The sequence below is a fragment of the Minwuia sp. IMCC3009 genome (genome assembly GCF_029909415.1).
Classification (GTDB): Bacteria; Pseudomonadota; Alphaproteobacteria; order Minwuiales; family Minwuiaceae; genus Minwuia.
Genome location: NZ_CP123781.1, coordinates 2,576,314 through 2,594,893, shown reverse-complemented (window position 1 = coordinate 2,594,893; position 18,580 = coordinate 2,576,314). Strand labels below are relative to the sequence as shown.

19 protein-coding genes are annotated in these 18,580 nt (G+C 63.5%); all 19 read left to right on the top strand.

The genetic code is table 11. The annotated features are described in order from the left end of the window. Positions 1-64: 64 nt before the first annotated feature. The 19 genes from QGV55_RS12150 to mce all read left to right on the top strand — a co-directional run bounded on the left by QGV55_RS12150 (position 65) and on the right by mce (position 18,553). On the top strand, positions 65-439 hold the full coding sequence (locus QGV55_RS12150) for an NADH-quinone oxidoreductase subunit A (protein WP_281016540.1): 375 nt from the start codon (positions 65-67) through the stop codon (positions 437-439). Further along, complete coding sequence (locus QGV55_RS12145; RefSeq protein WP_281016541.1) at positions 430-984, top strand: NADH-quinone oxidoreductase subunit B; 555 nt, start codon at positions 430-432, stop codon at positions 982-984. The genes QGV55_RS12150 and QGV55_RS12145 overlap by 10 nt, the downstream gene beginning before the upstream one ends. Before the next feature lie 30 nt (positions 985-1,014). Next, a complete protein-coding gene (locus tag QGV55_RS12140; RefSeq protein ID WP_281016542.1) occupies positions 1,015-1,623 on the top strand; it encodes an NADH-quinone oxidoreductase subunit C in 609 nt (202 codons plus the stop codon). A 2-nt stretch (positions 1,624-1,625) separates the two neighbouring features. Beyond that, entirely contained in the window at positions 1,626-2,804 is a 1,179-nt protein-coding gene (locus QGV55_RS12135) for an NADH-quinone oxidoreductase subunit D (RefSeq protein WP_281016543.1), read from the top strand. Beyond that, positions 2,801-3,415 (top strand): NADH-quinone oxidoreductase subunit NuoE, encoded by a 615-nt coding sequence (nuoE, locus tag QGV55_RS12130; RefSeq protein ID WP_281016544.1) that lies wholly within the window; start codon positions 2,801-2,803, stop codon positions 3,413-3,415. The genes QGV55_RS12135 and nuoE overlap by 4 nt, the downstream gene beginning before the upstream one ends. Beyond that, a complete protein-coding gene (nuoF, locus tag QGV55_RS12125) occupies positions 3,415-4,692 on the top strand; it encodes an NADH-quinone oxidoreductase subunit NuoF (protein WP_281016545.1) in 1,278 nt (425 codons plus the stop codon). Before nuoE ends, nuoF begins: the two co-directional genes overlap by 1 nt. A 48-nt stretch (positions 4,693-4,740) precedes the next feature. Beyond that, entirely contained in the window at positions 4,741-6,807 is a 2,067-nt protein-coding gene (nuoG, locus tag QGV55_RS12120; RefSeq protein WP_281019922.1) for an NADH-quinone oxidoreductase subunit NuoG, read from the top strand. Next, on the top strand, positions 6,800-7,849 hold the full coding sequence (nuoH, locus tag QGV55_RS12115; protein ID WP_281016547.1) for an NADH-quinone oxidoreductase subunit NuoH: 1,050 nt from the start codon (positions 6,800-6,802) through the stop codon (positions 7,847-7,849). The genes nuoG and nuoH overlap by 8 nt, the downstream gene beginning before the upstream one ends. 25 nt (positions 7,850-7,874) lie before the next feature. Then, positions 7,875-8,363 (top strand): NADH-quinone oxidoreductase subunit NuoI, encoded by a 489-nt coding sequence (gene nuoI, locus QGV55_RS12110; protein WP_281016548.1) that lies wholly within the window; start codon positions 7,875-7,877, stop codon positions 8,361-8,363. A gap of 109 nt (positions 8,364-8,472) precedes the next feature. Continuing rightward, positions 8,473-9,087, top strand: a complete 615-nt coding sequence (locus tag QGV55_RS12105) for an NADH-quinone oxidoreductase subunit J (RefSeq protein WP_348637608.1) — start codon at positions 8,473-8,475, stop codon at positions 9,085-9,087. Positions 9,088-9,108: 21 nt separating this feature from the next. Then, positions 9,109-9,417, top strand: a complete 309-nt coding sequence (nuoK, locus tag QGV55_RS12100) for an NADH-quinone oxidoreductase subunit NuoK (protein WP_281016550.1) — start codon at positions 9,109-9,111, stop codon at positions 9,415-9,417. A 14-nt stretch (positions 9,418-9,431) separates the two neighbouring features. Further along, on the top strand, positions 9,432-11,378 hold the full coding sequence (gene nuoL / locus QGV55_RS12095) for an NADH-quinone oxidoreductase subunit L (protein WP_348637700.1): 1,947 nt from the start codon (positions 9,432-9,434) through the stop codon (positions 11,376-11,378). Between the two features lie 7 nt (positions 11,379-11,385). Beyond that, on the top strand, positions 11,386-12,942 hold the full coding sequence (locus tag QGV55_RS12090; protein WP_281016552.1) for an NADH-quinone oxidoreductase subunit M: 1,557 nt from the start codon (positions 11,386-11,388) through the stop codon (positions 12,940-12,942). 12 nt (positions 12,943-12,954) lie between these two features. After that, entirely contained in the window at positions 12,955-14,388 is a 1,434-nt protein-coding gene (gene nuoN, locus QGV55_RS12085; RefSeq protein WP_281016553.1) for an NADH-quinone oxidoreductase subunit NuoN, read from the top strand. A gap of 18 nt (positions 14,389-14,406) precedes the next feature. Next, the gene (locus QGV55_RS12080; protein WP_281016554.1) at positions 14,407-14,871 is read left to right on the top strand and encodes a GNAT family N-acetyltransferase; all 465 of its coding nucleotides are present in this window, start codon (positions 14,407-14,409) and stop codon (positions 14,869-14,871) included. Further along, a complete protein-coding gene (locus tag QGV55_RS12075; RefSeq protein ID WP_281016555.1) occupies positions 14,871-15,614 on the top strand; it encodes a biotin--[acetyl-CoA-carboxylase] ligase in 744 nt (247 codons plus the stop codon). The genes QGV55_RS12080 and QGV55_RS12075 overlap by 1 nt, the downstream gene beginning before the upstream one ends. A gap of 22 nt (positions 15,615-15,636) precedes the next feature. Beyond that, positions 15,637-16,413 (top strand): type III pantothenate kinase, encoded by a 777-nt coding sequence (locus QGV55_RS12070; protein WP_281016556.1) that lies wholly within the window; start codon positions 15,637-15,639, stop codon positions 16,411-16,413. After that, positions 16,413-18,149: a ribonuclease J gene (locus QGV55_RS12065; RefSeq protein WP_281016557.1), complete on the top strand. Its 1,737-nt coding sequence runs from the start codon at positions 16,413-16,415 to the stop codon at positions 18,147-18,149. Before QGV55_RS12070 ends, QGV55_RS12065 begins: the two co-directional genes overlap by 1 nt. After that, positions 18,149-18,553, top strand: coding sequence for a methylmalonyl-CoA epimerase (gene mce, locus QGV55_RS12060; RefSeq protein ID WP_281016558.1), 405 nt, complete (start codon positions 18,149-18,151; stop codon positions 18,551-18,553). Before QGV55_RS12065 ends, mce begins: the two co-directional genes overlap by 1 nt. Positions 18,554-18,580: the final 27 nt, after the last annotated feature.

Genomic DNA, 18,580 nt, shown 5'->3' with positions numbered 1-18,580 from the left:
CCGGTCCAAACGGTGCCTATACTCCCCCGTCTTCATTGTCGGGGAAATGAGGGAGCCGAGACCGGTGACAGGTGTCGATACGCTGTTGAGTGAATATCTGCCGATCCTGATCTTTCTGGGCGTGGCCATCGGGCTCGCCAGTGTGATCGTGATCGCGTCCTTCATTGCTGCCCGCCAGAAGCCGGACAGCGAGAAGCTTTCGCCATACGAATGCGGCTTCGAGCCGTTCGGGGATTCCCGGACGCAGTTCGACGTGCGCTTCTATCTGGTGGCCATCCTGTTCATCATCTTCGATCTGGAGGTCGCCTTCCTGTTCCCGTGGGCGGTATCGCTGGCCGAAATCGGTACCTTCGGGTTCTGGTCGATGATGATCTTCCTCGGCATCCTCACCATCGGTTTTGTCTACGAGTGGAAGAAGGGAGCGCTGGAATGGGAGTGAACGAGAACCTTCCTGTCACCGCGCTGGCGGCCAAGGCCGCGTCGGGCGATCAGGATGCCTTCTACCGCGACGTGGGGGAGGAACTGTCGGAAAAGGGTTACATCATCAGCAATGTCGACAAGCTGGTGAACTGGGCGCGGACAGGGTCGCTCTGGCCGATGACGTTCGGTCTGGCCTGCTGCGCCGTGGAGATGATCCACGCCTACATGCCGCGCTATGACCTGGACCGCTTCGGTGTCGTGCCGCGCGCCAGCCCGCGTCAGTCGGACGTGATGATCGTCGCCGGTACGCTGACCAACAAGATGGCCCCGGCGCTGCGCAAGGTCTACGACCAGATGTCGGAGCCGCGTTACGTCATCTCCATGGGGTCGTGCGCCAACGGCGGCGGCTACTACCATTACTCCTACTCGGTCGTGCGGGGCTGTGACCGGATCGTTCCGGTCGATATCTATGTGCCCGGCTGCCCGCCGACGGCGGAGGCGCTGGTGTACGGCATTCTGCAGTTGCAGAAGAAGATCCGCCGTACCGGCACCATCATGCGCTGACGAGCAACGTTTTTTCAGGGGTCCGGGATCATGGACGAAAATCTGAACGAGCTGGCGGAGCAGATCAGCTCCGGTCTGGGCGATGCGATCATCGGCGTTACCGTCACGAACGGTGAATTGCGGGTAGATGCGCGCGCGGATCGCATTGTTCAGGTGATGACGTATCTGCGTGACAATTCCGGGTGCCAGTTCAAGGCGCTGATGGATGTCACGGCGGTGGACTGGCCTGCCCGGTCGCCGCGGTTCGATGTCGTCTACCATCTGCTGTCGATCCGGCTGAACCAGCGTGTCCGGGTGGCGGTGAAGACCGACGAGGAAACGCCGGTGCCGAGCGTGTCGGAGGTCTACAGCGTCGCGAACTGGTTCGAGCGCGAGACCTGGGACATGTATGGCATCATGTTCTCCGGTCATCCCGACCTGCGCCGCATCCTGACCGACTATGGCTTCGAGGGGCATCCGCTGCGCAAGGATTTCCCGCTGACCGGCCATGTCGAAGTGCGCTACGACGACGAGCAGAAGCGCGTGATCTACGAGCCGGTGAGCCTGACACAGGAATTCCGCCGGTTCGACTTCATGAGCCCGTGGGAAGGGGCGCAGTACATCCTTCCCGGCGACGAGAAGAGCAGTGAGGCGTCCTGATCATGGCTGAGGTCGAGATCAAGAACTACATGATGAACTTCGGTCCGCAGCATCCGGCCGCGCACGGTGTCCTGCGCTTGGTGCTGGAGCTGGACGGCGAGATCGTGGAGCGGGCCGATCCGCATATCGGCCTGCTGCATCGCGGCACCGAGAAGCTGATCGAGTACAAGACCTACCTGCAGGCGATGCCCTATTTCGACCGGCTGGACTATGTCGCGCCGATGAATCAGGAGCATGCCTTCTGCCTGGCGACGGAGCGTCTGCTTGGGCTGGAGGTTCCGGCCCGTGGCCAGGCGATTCGCGTGCTGTTCGCGGAGATCGGGCGGCTGCTGAACCATCTGCTGAACTGCACCACGCAGGCCATGGACGTGGGCGCGATGACGCCGACGCTCTGGGGCTTCGAGGAGCGCGAGAAGCTGATGGAGTTCTACGAGGCCGCATCGGGCGCGCGGCTGCATGCGGCCTACTACCGGCCCGGTGGCGTGCACCAGGACATCCCGGCGGACATGCCGGAGAAGATCCTGGCCTGGTGCAGGACCTTCCCGAAGTTCCTGGACGACGTCGAGGGGCTGCTGACGGAGAACCGGATCTTCCGCCAGCGCAATGTCGATATCGGCGGCCTGAGCGTCGAGGACGCGCTGGACTGGGGTTTCTCCGGCGTCATGCTGCGGTCCTGTGGCGTGCCGTGGGACCTGCGCAAGTCGCAGCCCTATGACGGGTATGAGGCGTTCGATTTCGATATTCCCGTCGGCAAGACCGGTGACTGCTTCGAGCGTTATCTGTGCCGGCTGGAGGAGATGCGCCAGTCGCTGCGGATCATCGAACAGGTGCTGGAGCGCATGCCGGATGGCCCCGCGAGTTCGGTCGACCGCAAGGTGACGCCGCCGAAGCGGGGCGAGATGAAGCATTCGATGGAAGCGCTGATCCATCACTTCAAGCTCTACACCGAAGGCTTCCATGTGCCGGAAGGCGAGGTCTATGCCGCCGTCGAGGCGCCCAAGGGCGAGTTCGGCGTCTACCTTGTCTCCGATGGCAGCAACAAACCCTACAAGTGCAAGATCTCGGCACCTGGCTATCGTCACCTTCACGCGACGGACTTCCTGTCGAAGGGCTACCAGCTTGCCGATACGGTGGCGATCGTCGGATCGCTGGACGTGGTTTTCGGGGAGATCGACCGATGAGTGGTGCTGCGGGACCCGCCGTGGAACAGCCGGCCAGCTTCGAGTTCGAGCCGGAAGTCTGGGCGCAGGCGGAAAAGATCATCGCCCGCTATCCGGAAGGGCGCCAGCAGAGTGCGGTCATGCCCCTGCTGGATCTGGCGCAGCGCCAGCATGGCTGGCTGCCGCAGGCGGCGATCCGCTGCGTCGCGGAAAAGCTGGGCATGCCCTACATCCGCGCCTATGAGGTCGCGACCTTCTACACCATGTACAACCTGGCCCCCGTCGGCAAATACCACCTGCAGCTCTGCCGGACGACGCCGTGCTGGCTGCGCGGGGCCGATGAACTGCGCCGCGCCATCAAGGACAGGACCGGCCTCAGTCACGCCGGTGTATCCGACGACGGCCAGTTCTCGCTGGTGGAGGTCGAGTGCCTGGGCGCCTGCTGCAACGCACCCATGATCCAGATCAATGACGATTTCTACGAGGATCTGGATTACGAAAGCTGCACCACTCTGCTGGATCGGCTGGCGAAGGACGATGTGCCCGCGCCCGGTCCGGTGAATGGCCGCCGGTTCTCCGAACCGGCCGAGGGGCGCAAGACGCTGCTGGATCGTGTCGAGGGGACATCCTGATGCTGCAGGACAAGGATCGTATCTTCACCAATCTCTACGGTGACCAGCCCTGGAACCTGGCTGACGCGCGGAAGCGTGGCATCTGGGACAATACCAAGGCGCTGCTGGACATGGGGCCGGACAACATCATCGGCCAGATCAAGGAATCCGGTCTGCGTGGCCGGGGCGGCGCCGGTTTTCCGACGGGGCTGAAGTGGTCCTTCATGCCGAAGGAATCGGACGGGCGTCCGTCCTATCTCGTCGTCAACGCTGACGAATCGGAACCCGGCACCTGCAAGGACCGGGAGATCATGCGCAACGATCCGCACCGGCTGCTGGAAGGCTGTCTGGTGGCAGGGTTCTCCATGAAGGCGAGCGCCGCATTCATCTATATCCGTGGCGAGTTCGTCATGGAGGCGCGGGTGCTTCAGGCGGCGATCGAGGAAGCCTACGAGGCTGGCCTGATCGGCAAGAACGCCTGTGGTTCCGGCTATGACTACGACATCGTGCTGCATCGCGGTGCCGGGGCCTATATCTGCGGCGAGGAGACGGCGCTGATCGAGAGCCTGGAGGGCAAGAAGGGCCAGCCGCGGCTGAAGCCGCCGTTCCCGGCGGCCGTGGGCCTGTATGGCTGCCCCTCCACGGTGAACAATGTCGAATCCATTGCGGTGGCGCCGGAGATCCTGCGGCGCGGCGCGGCCTGGTTCGCCGGTCTGGGCCGGCCGAACAACACCGGGACCAAGCTGTTCTGCGTTTCGGGGCATGTGAACACGCCCTGCAACGTCGAGGAGGAAATGGGCATCCCGCTGAAGGAACTGATCGAGAGGCACTGCGGCGGAGTGCGTGGCGGCTGGGACAACCTGCTGGCCATCATTCCGGGCGGATCTTCGGTGCCGATGATCCCGAAGTCGATCTGCGACGAGGTGCTGATGGATTTCGACAGCCTGAAGGAAGTGCAGTCGGGTCTGGGGACGGCGGCGGTGATCGTCATGGACAAGTCCACCGACATCGTGGAGGCCATCGCCAATCTGGCGCATTTCTACATGCATGAGAGCTGCGGGCAGTGTACCCCTTGCCGGGAAGGCACCGGCTGGATGTATCGGGTGCTGACGCGGATGGTGCGCGGTCAGGCAACGGTTGGGGAAATCGACCAGCTCCACGAGGTGACGAAGCAGGTCGAGGGCCACACGATCTGCGCCCTGGGGGATGCGGCCGCCTGGCCGATTCAGGGTCTGATCAGGCATTTCCGGCCCGAGATGGAGCGTCGGATACTGGAATATCGCAAGCAGGCCGCCTGAGGGGTGTCCGTGCGAACCGTGAACGAATAGAGGGAACGGCAGGAAGCCATGCCGAAGCTGACAGTAGACGGGATCGAGGTTGAGGTACCAGCAGGTGCCACGGTGCTGCAGGCCTGTGAGGCTGCGGGCCGGGAAATTCCCCGGTTCTGCTATCACGAGCGTCTGTCCATCGCGGGCAACTGCCGCATGTGCCTGGTGGAGATGGAGAAGGCGCCGAAGCCTATCGCCAGCTGTGCCATGCCGGCGGGTGACAACATGGTCATCCACACGGATTCACCGACGGTGAAGAAGGCGCGTGAAGGCGTGATGGAGTTCCTGCTGATCAACCATCCGCTCGATTGCCCGATCTGCGACCAGGGCGGCGAGTGTGACCTGCAGGACCAGACCATGGCCTATGGCCGTGGCGGGTCGCGCTTCGACGAGAACAAGCGCGCGGTCAAAGAGAAGTACATGGGGCCCCTGATCAAGACGATCATGACCCGCTGCATCCATTGCACCCGCTGCGTCCGCTTCGTGGAGGAAGTGGCTGGCGTGCCGGACATCGGCGCGATCAACCGGGGTGAGAACATGGAGATCACGGCGCTGGAAAGCGTCGTGGACAGCGAGCTTTCGGGCAATGTCATCGACCTCTGCCCGGTTGGTGCCCTGACCTCCAAACCCTATGCCTTCAACGCGCGCCCCTGGGAGCTGCGCAAGACCGAAGGCATCGACGTCATGGACGCGCTGGGCAGCAACATCCGCATCGACGCACGTGGTCGTGAAGTGCTGCGGGTGATGCCGCGCCTGAACGAGGACGTGAACGAGGAATGGATTTCCGACAAGACCCGCTTTGCCTGTGACGGCCTGCGTCGCCAGCGGCTTGATCGTCCCTATGTCCGGGTGGATGGGCGTCTGAAGCCGGCAAGCTGGGCGGAGGCGTTCCGCGTCATCGGCGAGAAGGTCTCCTCCGTGGAGCCGTCGAAGATCGGTGCCATCGTCGGTGACATGGCGGCGCTGGAGGAAATGACGGCGCTGAGGGATCTGATGGCGGCACTGGGCAGCCCGAACATCGACTGCCGTGCCGATGGTGCGAAGCTGGATGGCGCGCACCGCGGGGATTACCTGTTCAACACGACGATTGCCGGGATCGAGGATGCCGATGCGGTGCTGCTGGTCGGCAGCAACCCGCGCAAGGAAGCGGCGGTGCTGAACGCGCGTATCCGCAAGACCTGGGTGCAGTCCGCCGGTGCGCTGAAGGTTGGCGTGATCGGCGAGAATGCCGACCTGACCTATCCCACGACATATCTGGGTGCAGGCCCGGAGACGCTGACCGAGCTGCTGAATGGCAGCCATTCCTTCTGCGACGTGCTGAAGGAGGCCGAACGGCCGCTGATCATCGTCGGTGCCGGTGCGCTGGCGCGTGAGGATGGTGCGGCGGTTCACGCTGCGGCGCGGAAGCTTGCCGATCAGACCGGCGCTGTCACCGATGACTGGAACGGTTTCTCGGTCCTGCACACCGCTGCCTCCCGCGTTGGCGGGCTGGAACTTGGCCTGGTGCCGGGTGAGGGCGGTCTGGATGCGGGCGCGATGCTGTCCGGTGGCGTCGAGGTCCTGTTCCTGCTGGGCGCGGATGAGATCGATACCTCCGGCCTGGATGGTACCTTCGTGATCTATCAGGGCAGCCACGGCGATGCCGGGGCCCATGCGGCGGATGTGATCCTGCCGGGCGCCGCCTATGCGGAGAAGGCCGGGATATGGATCAATACCGAAGGCCGTATCCAGATGGCGGAACCTGCCAACCAGGCACCGGGAGAGGCGCGGGAGGACTGGAAGGTCCTGCGGGCGCTGTCGGCGCAGCTGGAGCACACGCTGCCCTATGACGATATTGCCGCCCTGCGCGCCCGGATCGGTGAACTGATCGAAGGGCTGGACATGGTTGATCTTGCACGGCCCGGAACACCGGGACCGCTGCGCGATGATGCCGGTGAGATGTCGGATGCGCCGTTTGCCTGTCCGGTCACCGACTACTTCATGACCAACCCGATCGCGCGGGCCAGCCAGACCATGGCTGAGTGTTCCGAGCTCTATTCCGTCGGCAAGGCCGCTGCAGGGGAGGCGACAGGGACCAATGGTTGAGTTCTGGAGCGTCTGGCTGCTGCCTTTCCTGATCATTCTCGGCAAGATCCTGCTGATCGCGGTGCCGATGCTGCTGGCCATGGCCTATCTGACCCTGGCTGAGCGCAAGGTCATCGGCGCGATGCAGATGCGCCGTGGCCCCAACGTTGTCGGCCCCTTCGGCCTGCTGCAGCCGCTGGCCGACGGTGCCAAGCTGCTGCTGAAGGAAACCGTGTTCCCGACCGGCGCGGACAAGACGGTCTTCGTCGCCGCGCCCATGCTGACCTTCATCCTGGCCCTGATCGGCTGGGCGGTGATCCCGTTCGATTCCGGCTGGGTGCTGGCCGACATCAATGTCGGCGTGCTGTACCTGTTCGCCATCTCCTCGCTGGGTGTCTATGGCATCGTCATGGCGGGCTGGGCCTCGAATTCACGCTATGCCTTCCTGGGTGCGATGCGCTCGGCGGCGCAGATGGTCTCCTACGAGGTCTCCATCGGCTTCGTCATCATCACGGTGCTGCTGTTCGCGGGCACGCTGAACCTGTCCGAGATCGTGGAGGCGCAGTCGTCAGCCGGCATCGCTTCGCTGCTGGGGCTGGAGCAGGGCGGTATCCTCGGCTGGTACGTCTGGCCGCTGTTCCCGATGTTCATCATCTTCTTCATCTCGGCACTGGCCGAGACCAACCGTCATCCGTTCGATCTGCCGGAGGCAGAGGCGGAACTGGTGGCGGGCTATCAGGTTGAATATTCGTCCATGACCTTCGCCCTGTTCTTCCTGGGCGAATACATGAACATGATCCTGATGAGCGGCCTGACCGCCCTGCTGTTCCTGGGCGGCTGGCATTCGCCGATACCGGGGGAAACCTTCATTCCCGGCGTGATCTGGTTCGCGCTGAAGATCAGTTTCCTGCTCTTCGTTTTCATCTGGGTGCGCGCAACCCTGCCGCGCTACCGCTATGACCAGCTCATGCGGCTTGGCTGGAAGGTCTTCCTGCCGGTTTCGCTGGGCGCCGTGGTGTTCTATTCCGGTGTGCTGGTCTACGGCGGACTGTTGCAGGGCTGAGGCAGGACAAGAGGAGGCTGCGATCATGGGATTTCTGGACCGTACCGCGCGGGCTGTCCTGCTGGGCGACATGCGCTCCGGCATGTGGCTGACGCTGAAGTACATGTTCAAGCCGAAGGTGACGCTGAACTACCCCTACGAGAAGGGGCCGCTCAGCCCGCGCTTCCGGGGCGAGCACGCGCTGCGCCGCTATTCGAACGGCGAGGAACGCTGCATTGCCTGCAAGCTGTGCGAGGCGATCTGTCCGGCACTGGCCATCACCATCGAGGCCGAACCGCGCGAGGACGGCAGCCGCCGGACCACGCGCTACGACATCGACATGACCAAGTGCATCTACTGCGGTTTCTGTCAGGAAGCCTGCCCGGTGGATGCGATTGTCGAGGGGCCGAACTACGAATTTGCCACCGAAACGCGGGAGGAGCTGTTCTATGACAAGAGCAAGCTGCTCGCCAACGGCGACCGGTGGGAACGGGAGATCGCGGCCAATCTGGCTGCGGACGCGCCCTACCGCTGATCGCGGTGGGCGCTGGACTTGAGGTGTCGGCGGCGCGATCAGGGGATCGCGGTGACGGCGTGGCCCGGCAAGGGCCTGAAGGGGCGACTGGAATGAAGGGAATGGACACGTGATCCTGCCAGCCTTGGCATTCTATCTGTTCGCGACGATCACCGTTGCCTGCGGCGTGATGGTGATCGCGTCGCGCAACCCGGTGCATTCCGTGCTGTTTCTGATCCTCGCCTTCTTCAATTCGGCGGGGCTGTTCGTGCTGCTGGGGGCGGAGTTCCTGGCGATGATCCTGGTCATCGTCTACGTCGGCGCGGTCGCGGTGCTGTTCATGTTCGTCGTCATGATGCTGGACATCAATTTCGTCGAGTTGCGGCAGGGTTTCCTGCAGTACCTGCCCATCGGCCTGCTGGTGTCCTTCATCCTGCTGGTGGAGATCCTGATGGTGGTGGGTGCCTGGGTGATCGCCCCGGAAACGGCAGCCGTCGCTGCTGCGCCAACCCCGGATCCGGCCCTGCGCAGCAATGTCGCCGCGCTGGGGGATCTGGTCTACACCCGCTACGTCTACCTGTTCCAGGCGGCAGGGATGATCCTGCTCGTCGCCATGATCGGTGCCATCGTGCTGACCCTGCGTTCGCGCCCGGGTGTGCGTCGCCAGCGCATCGCCGATCAGGTCAGCCGCACGCGGGACAGTTCGGTTGAGATCAAGAAGGTCCAGCCCGGCCAGGGCGTCTGAGGGGGGCCGAGGGGAAGTCATATGGAAATTGGTCTCGGACATTATCTGACGGTTGCGGCGATCCTGTTCACGCTGGGGATCTTCGGCATCTTCATGAACCGCAAGAACGTCATCATCATCCTGATGTCGATCGAGCTGATGCTGCTCGCCGTCAACATCAACCTGGTGGCCTTCTCTACCCACCTGAACGACCTCGTGGGTCAGGTCTTCGCGATGTTCGTGCTGACCGTCGCGGCGGGGGAGGCGGCCATTGGCCTGGCCATCCTGGTCGTGTACTTCCGCAATCGCGGCTCCATCGCCGTTGAAGACATCAACATGATGAAAGGCTGATCGAGACCGCCATGATGTATGTCCTGATCACCTTCGCACCGCTGCTCGGTGCCCTGCTGGCCGGTTTCTTCGGGCGTTCGCTCGGCGACCGTGCCGCCATGCTGATCACAAGCCTGCTGATGACCCTGGCTGCTGTCCTGTCCTGGGTCACGCTCTATCAGGTTGCCTTCGGCCACAGCCCGGCGCACGTCGAGCTGCTGAGCTGGATCAAGTCCGGGGACTTCGCGGTCAGCTGGGCGCTGCAGATCGACAGCCTGACCGCCGTGATGCTGGTCGTGGTGAACACCGTGTCCTGCCTGGTTCACTGGTATTCCATCGGCTACATGAGCCACGACAAGGCGAAGGCGCGGTTCTTCGCCTACCTGTCGCTGTTCACCTTCGCCATGCTGATGCTGGTCACCAGCGACAACTTCGTGCAGCTCTATTTCGGCTGGGAAGGTGTGGGCCTGGCATCCTATCTGCTGATCGGTTTCTGGTACCACAAGCCCTCCGCCAACGCGGCGGCAATGAAGGCCTTCATCGTCAACCGCGTGGGTGACTTCGGCTTTGCCCTCGGTATTGCCGGCATCTTCCTGGTCTATGACAGCGTGACGTTCGAGGCGGTGTTCAGCGCGACACCGGACTATGTGGACCACACCTTCATGTTCCTCGGCTACGAGGTGCATACCCTGACCACGATCTGCCTGCTGCTGTTCCTCGGTGCGATGGGCAAGTCGGCACAGTTGCCGCTGCACACCTGGCTGCCGGACGCGATGGAGGGCCCGACGCCGGTCTCCGCGCTGATCCATGCGGCAACGATGGTGACGGCAGGCGTGTTCCTGGTCGCGCGCTGTTCGCCGATGTTCGAGTATGCGCCGGACGCGCTGGCCGTGGTCGCGGTCATCGGTGCCACGACAGCCTTCTTCGCCGCGACCGTCGGTCTTGTGCAGACCGACATTAAGCGGGTCATCGCCTATTCGACCTGTTCGCAGCTCGGCTACATGTTCTTCGCGGCGGGCCTGTCAGCCTATCCGGTGGCGATCTTCCACCTGTTCACCCATGCGTTCTTCAAGGCGCTGCTGTTCCTGGGCGCCGGTTCGGTGATCCATGCCGTGGCGGATGAGCAGGACATGCGGAAGATGGGCGGTCTGGCCCCACACATCAGGAAGACCTTCTTCATGATGTGGATCGGCTCCCTGGCGCTTGCCGGTATCGGCATTCCGGGGGTGATCGGCTTCGCCGGCTTCTATTCCAAGGACCTGATCCTGGAGAGCGCGTTCGCCGCACACACCAGCTTTGGCGAATATGCCTTCATCATGGGTATCGCCGCGGCCTTCATGACCGCCTTCTATTCCTGGCGCCTGCTGTTCATGACCTTCAACGGCAAGCCCCGTGCTCCCCGCGAGACCATGGCGCATATCCATGACTCGCCGCCGGTGATGATGATCCCGCTGTATGTCCTGGCCGTTGGCGCAGTCTTCGCCGGTATCGCATTCTACGGCCCGATGACCGGACACCACTGGGAGGAGTTCTGGGGTGAGGCGATCCTGATCCTGCCGGTCCACACCGCGCTGGAGCATGCCCACGACGTGCCCACCTGGGTGAAGTGGCTGCCGCTGGTGGTCTCCGTTGCCGGTATCGCGCTGGCCTGGCAGATGTACATCCGCAACACGGAACTGCCCGGTTCGTTCGCCCGGACACATCAGGCGATCTACCAGTTCCTGCTGAACAAGTGGTACTTCGACGAGCTGTATGACTGGATCTTCGTCCGCCCGGCAAAGGGGCTGGGACGGATCTTCTGGAAGCGTGGTGACGGTCAGGTCATCGACGGCTTCGGCCCGGATGGCATCTCGTCGACGGTTCTGAAGCTGGCCCGCCGGGCGAGCCTGCTGCAGAGCGGCTACGTCTACCACTACGCCTTCGCCATGCTGATCGGCGTCGCCGTGCTGGTCAGCTTCTATTTCTACGCGATCGGGGTCTGAGGATAAGATGTTTGCTTTCCCGCTGCTGAGCATCGTTACCTTCGCGCCCCTGGTTGGTGCGCTGATCATCCTGCTGTTCGTGCGTGGTGACGACGCCGATGCGCAGAAGAACGTCCGCTGGGGCGCGCTGTTCGCCACCACCGGCACCTTCCTGCTGTCGCTGATCATCTGGGGCCGTTTCGAATATGGCACCGCCGACCTGCAGATGGTGGAGGAAGTCGACTGGATCGGCACCGGCATCGACTACCGCATGGGGATCGACGGGATCTCCCTGCCGCTGGTGCTGCTGACCACGTTCCTGATGCCGCTCTGCATCCTGGCGAGCTGGGAGGCGATCAAGGTCCGGGTGAAGGAGTACATGATCGCGTTCCTGCTGATGGAAACGCTGATGATCGGCGTCTTCTGCGCGCAGGACCTGCTGCTGTTCTACCTGTTCTTCGAGGCCGGTCTGATCCCGATGTTCCTGATCATCGGCATCTGGGGCGGCGGGCGCAGGATCTACGCCTCCTTCAAGTTCTTCCTCTACACGCTGCTCGGCTCCGTGCTGATGCTGCTGGCGATCCTTTGGATCTACTTTGATGCCGGCACCACCAGCATTCCGGCACTGACGGCACAGGCAGTCGATCCGGACAAGGCGATACCGGCCAATATCCAGACCTGGCTGTGGCTGGCCTTCTTCGCCTCCTTCGCAGTGAAGATGCCGATGTGGCCGGTCCATACCTGGCTGCCGGACGCGCACGTGGAGGCACCGACGGCCGGTTCCGTGATCCTGGCCGGTGTGCTGCTGAAGATGGGCGGCTACGGCTTCATCCGGTTCAGCCTGCCGATGTTCCCCGTCGCCTCCATGGACTTTGCGCCGCTGATCTTCGGCCTGTCGGTGGTCGCGGTCATCTACACCTCGCTCGTCGCGCTGGTGCAGGAGGACATGAAGAAGCTGATTGCCTATTCCTCCGTGGCGCACATGGGCTTCGTCACCATCGGCCTGTTCACCTTCAATGTGCAGGGTATCGAGGGCGCGATGTTCGTCATGCTGGCGCATGGCCTGATCTCCGGCGCGCTGTTCCTCTGCGTCGGTGTCGTCTATGACCGGCTGCACACGCGGGAAATCGCGCGCTATGGCGGACTGGTGGAGCGCATGCCGCGCTATGCCTTCGTCTTCATGCTGATGACCATGGCCTCTGTCGGCCTGCCGGGCACCGCCGGGTTCGTCGGCGAGTTCCTGTCCATCGTCGGCGCGTTCGAGGCCAATACCTGGGTTGCCCTGCTGATGACCACCGGTGTGATCCTGGGGGCGGCCTATGCGCTGCTGCTCTATCGCCGGGTCGTCTTCGGCAAGCTGGAGAAGGAAGACCTGAAGGCCATGACCGACCTCAGCCCGCGCGAGATCCTGATCTTCGCGCCCATTGCGGTGGCGGTGATCTGGCTTGGCGTCTATCCCTCCTCGTTCCTGGACATCATGGAACCGTCGATCACCTATCTGGTCGAACACCACAACGCGGCCATCGCGCTCGACGCAGCGATGCAGCCCGCGGGCGCCGAGACCCTCGGCGCGGCGAAGCATTGAGGTCCGATCACCATGCATGATTTCGCCATAGCCCTTCCCGAGATCTTCCTGGCTGTCGCCGCGATGGCGATGCTGATGATCGGCGTGTTCCAGAAACCCGGTTCCGACATGGGGCTGGTGTCCTGGCTGGGCATCCTTTCGCTTGCCGTTGCGCTGGTGCTGGTGGTGACGGGGGAAGGTGACAATGTCAGCTTCGCCGGCCTGTTCGTCGATGATCCCTTTGCACGCTTTGCCAAGGTGCTGATCCTGATCGGCTCTGCCGCCGCCATCATCCTGTCGCAGGGCTTTGTCCGGCGGGAGGGGATGAACCGGTTCGAATATCCCGTGCTGATCATGATCGCCACGCTGGGCATGCTGATGATGGTCTCCGCCAATGACCTCATCTCGCTCTACATGGGTATCGAGCTGCAGAGCCTGCCGCTCTACGTGCTGGCGGCCTTCAAGCGTGACTCGACCCGCACGACGGAGGCGGGGCTGAAGTACTTCGTTCTCGGCGCGCTGTCGTCGGGCATGCTGCTCTATGGCTGTTCCATGATCTACGGATTCACCGGCTCCACCACGTTCGGTGACATTGCCAATGTGATGCAGGGGCAGGAAAAGGCGGGCCTGGGTCTCGTCATCGGCATCGTCTTCCTGTCGGCCGGTCTGGCCTTCAAGGTGTCGGCAGTGCCGTTCCACATGTGGACGCCTGACGTCTATGAGGGCGCGCCGTCGCCGGTCACCGCCTTCTTTGCCACGGCACCCAAGGTCGCGGCACTGGCCATGTTCCTGCGCGCCATGCTGGAGCCCTTCGGCGGCATGGAGGCGGACTGGCGGCAGATCATCTGGCTGATTTCGGTCCTGTCGATGCTGCTGGGTGCCTTCGCGGCCATCGGGCAGCACAACATCAAGCGGCTGATGGCCTATTCCTCCATCGGCCATGTCGGTTACGCACTGGTCGGCCTGACGGCGGCAACGTCGGAGGGTGTGCGCGGCGTTCTGGTCTATCTGACCATCTATCTGGTGATGAACGTCGGCACCTTTGCCTGCATCCTGGCGATGCGGCGCGGCGACCGGATGGTGGAGAGCATCGACGACCTGCGTGGTCTGGGAAAGACCCACAAGGGCATGGCCATGGCGCTGGCGATCTTCATGTTCTCGCTGGCGGGCGTGCCGCCGCTGGCCGGGTTCTTCGGCAAGTTCTACGTCTTCATGGCGGCCATCAATGCGGGCCTGTACTACCTGGCCGTCATCGGTGTCCTCGCCAGCGTGGTTGGTGCGTTCTACTACCTGCGGATCATCAAGATCATGTATTTCGATGAGCCGACCGAGCCGCTGTCGAAGCCGATCGGCATGGAGCTTGGCGTGCTGATGGCGGTCACCGCCTTCCTAACCGCCGCCTTCTTCGTCGTGCCCGGTGTTCTGGTCAATGGTGCGGCTGTTGCGGCAGGCAGCCTGTTCCCCTGAACGGGGAAGGGGTGACCAATGGACATCCGCATCCAGGAAGATGAACCGACCCGTCCGGAATGCCTGGCGCTGCTGCAGGTGCATCATGCGCACATGCAGGCCCATACCAGCCCGGAGAAGATCTACGCGCTGGATGCCAGCGGACTCGCCGCGCCCGGCATGACGTTCTGGAGCATGTGGGGCGACGGTCGGCTGATCGGTTTCGGCGCGCTGAAGGAACTCGATACCGGGCATGGCGAGATCAAGTCGATGCACACCATCGGTGAGCTGCGCGGGCAGGGACTTGCCGCCCGCATGCTGGACCATATCGTCGCCGTGGCACGCCAGCGGGGGTATCAGCGTCTCAGCCTGGAGACCGGTTCGGCGGACGGCTTCCGTTCGGCGCGGACACTCTACGCCCGCTACGGCTTCACGCCCTGTGGTCCCTTCTCCTTCTACCCGGATGACCCGGAAAGCTTCTTCATGACGCTTGTCCTCGACTGATGTCGACCGGCCGCTTTCATCATGTGGCGCTGGGCGATGTCGGTTCCACCAATGACGAGGTGAAGGTGCGGCTGGAGATGGCTGATCAGGGCGGGCTGGTGGTCACGGCAGAGCGTCAGATGCAGGGACGCGGACGGCGCGGTCGGGAGTGGACCAGTCCGGCCGGCAATCTCTATTCCTCCTTCGGCTTCTGCCCGACGGTGCCGCTGGCCCGTTTCGCCGAGCTTTCCTTCATTGCCGCGCTCGGCGTGGCTGAGGTGGCCACAGAGGTCCTGCAGGACCGGGCCGCCGTCCGCTGCAAGTGGCCGAACGATGTTCTGGCGGACGGTGCGAAACTGTCCGGCATCCTGCTGGAGACGGCACGCACGCCAGCGGGGCGGGACGCGGTCATAATCGGCATCGGGGTCAATATTGCCTCAGCGCCGACAGGCACACCCTATCCGGCCTTTGCCCTGTCCACCCTTGCACCGGAGACCACGGTCCAGCGGGTTCTTGCCATGTTGAGCCTGCGCTTGACGGCGTGGACGGAAACGTGGGAGAGGCAGGGCTTTGCGGCTGTTCGCCGGGCCTGGCTGGACATGGCTGACGGACTGGGCAAGCCGGTCGTTGCCCGTCTGGCGGATGGCGAACTGCATGGCCTGTTCGAGGGGCTGGATGACGACGGTGCCCTGTTGTTGCGACAGGATGATGACACCTTGAGGCGGATCACGGCGGGGGATGTCTTCCGGCCGCCGCCCCACTGAAGCGCGAATCGAGGAGAGGTCGATGCTGCTGACGATCGACGCGGGCAACACCAATACGACCTTCGCCGTGTTTGACGGTGAGGACATTCTCGGCGAGTGGCGGACAAGCACGAATTCTGCCCGGACCGCCGACGAGTATGGCGTCTGGCTGGCCAGCCTGATGGGGCTGGTGGAAGTCGATGCGAAACAGATCGACAGCGCCATCATCGCCACCGTGGTGCCGCAGGCGCTGTTCAACCTGCGCACACTCTGCCGCCGCTATTACCGTTGCGAACCGATCGTGGTCGGTGATCCGGACGTGGATGTCGGCATCAAGGTGCTGATCGAGAAATCGCGGGAGGTCGGTGCGGACCGCATCGTCAACGCCGTCGGTGTGAAGAAGAAGTATGGCGGCCCGGCGATCATCGTCGATTTCGGCACCGCCACGACGTTCGATATCATCAATGAAGCAGGCGACTATCTGGGGGGCGTGATCGCGCCGGGCATCAACCTCAGCCTCGAGGCCCTGCACATGGCGGCGGCGAAGCTGCCCCGTATCGCGGTGGAGCGACCGGAGCGCGTGATCGGCAATGATACGCAGTCCGCGATGCTGTCAGGGGTCTACTGGGGCTATGTCGGTCTGATCGAAGGGCTGATCAGTCGCATCCGCGAAGAATACGGGCAGCGCATACAAGTCATTGCAACCGGCGGCCTCGCCCCTATGTTCGCCGATGGTACGGACTGCATCGAGGCGATCGATCGTGATCTGACGATGCACGGGCTGCTGGAGATCAGTCGCCGCAACCCAAGGACGCTGTAGTGGGCAAATCGAAATCGAGCAAGGCTGGCGGACATCACGCCTATCGTGACGGACTGGTGATGGTGCCGCTGGGTGGCTGCGGTGAAATCGGCATGAACCTGACCATGTATGGCACGGGCGGGAAGTGGCTGATGGTCGACTGCGGCATGACCTTCGCCGACGACAACCTGCCCGGCATCGACATTGTCGTGCCCGATCCGACCTACGCGGAGACGGAGGCCGAGGATATCCTCGGTCTGGTGATCACGCATGGTCATGAGGATCATCTGGGTGCGGTTCACCACCTGTGGCACCGTTTCAAGTGTCCGGTCTATGCGACACCCTTTGCCGCGGAACTGCTTGTCGGCAAGTTCAGGGAAGCGGGGATCGAGGACGACGTCGATCTGCGCATCGTCCGTGACGAGGGCCCGCTGGAACTCGGCCCCTTCCGCGTGACCATGATCGGCCTGACCCACTCGACGCTGGAGATGCAGGCGCTGGCGATCGAGACGCCGCACGGCACGCTGCTGCACACCGGCGACTGGAAGTTCGATGCGACCCCGATGCTGGGCCCGGCCTCCGACGAGGAGGCGCTGCGGGCATGGGCGAAGAAGGGGATCCGGGCGCTGATCTGCGATTCCACCAATGTCTTCAGTCCCGGCACGTCGGGTTCGGAGGGCGATGTGCGCGACGAACTGGTCAGGACCGTACAGGGGCGCAATGGCCTGGTGGTGGTGACAACCTTCGCCTCCAACGTCGCGCGGCTGGAAAGCGTGGCCTACGCCGCGAAGCAGTCCGGTCGTCACTTCGCGCTGGTGGGCCGGTCGCTGTGGAAATTCTACGAGGCGGCGCGAAAGGTCGGCTATCTGGCGGACATGGACGAGCCGCTGAACGACAAGGAAGCGGCAGCGATGCCGCGGGACAAGGTGCTGCTGCTCTGTACCGGCTGCCAGGGGGAGGCGCGCGGTGCCATGGCGCGCATCGCCAACGATGACCACCCGCAGGTCAACCTGCGCAAGGGCGACGTGGTGATCTTCTCCTCCAAGATCATTCCGGGCAACGACAAGACCCTCTATCGCCTGCACAACCAGCTCGCCCTGAACGAGATCGAGGTAGTGACGGAAAAGGATCGTCCGGTGCATGTCTCCGGCCACCCGAGCCGTGATGAACTGCGGCGCATGTACGAGATCGTGCAGCCGGAAATGCTGATCCCGGTCCATGGCGAGGCGCGCCACCTGATCGAGCAGGCGCGCTATGCGGTGAAGGAATGCGGCGTCCCGGAAGCGCACGTGGTGCTGAATGGCGACATCCTGCAACTGGGGCCGGGCACACCGGAGAAGGTGGGTGAGGTGCCGGTCGGGCGTCTGGCCGTCGATGCCTCCGGACTGGTGCTGACAGCGGCGGAGATGCTGCTGAACCGGCGCAGGCTGAGCCACAATGGTGCCGCCATGATCGTGCTGGTGGTGGATGAGGACAGCGAACTGATCGAGGATCCGCGCATCATCCTGATCGGCATTGCCGAAGGCGCGGAGCATCGCGACCTGATCGCGGACGCGGAACGCGCGATCGAGCGGGAGATGGGCAAGGTCAATGGCCGACGCCCGGCGGATGATGACACTTTGGCCCAGACTGCGGTCCGGGCGCTCAGGAAGGTGGTACGGCAGGCCAATGGCCGCCGGCCGGTAACGGAATGCGAGGTCGTGCGCCTGGAAGAGGGTGAGCGGGTCGCGGCAGGCAAGTGGAAGGAGGCTGTCTGATGATCGGACGTCTGAATCATGTGGCAATTGCGGTTCCTGATCTGGAGGCCGCGACGGCAACCTATCGTGACACGCTGGGGGCGAAGGTCTCCGAGCAGCAGCCGGAGCCGGATCACGGCGTGACGGTGGTGTTCGTGGAACTGGGCAACACCAAGATCGAGTTGCTGCATCCGCTGGGTGAGGATTCGCCCATCGCCAACTTCCTGAAGACCAACCCGTCGGGCGGCATGCACCACGTCTGCTACGACGTGGAGGACATCATTGCCGCGCGCGACAAGCTGAAGGCCGAAGGCGCCCGGGTGCTGGGCGACGGGGAGCCGAAGATCGGCGCCCACGGCAATCCGGTGCTGTTCCTGCACCCGAAGGACTTCTGCGGTACACTGGTGGAACTGGAACAGCCCTGACGGGGGCGGTCTCGGGGGGGCGAGGGT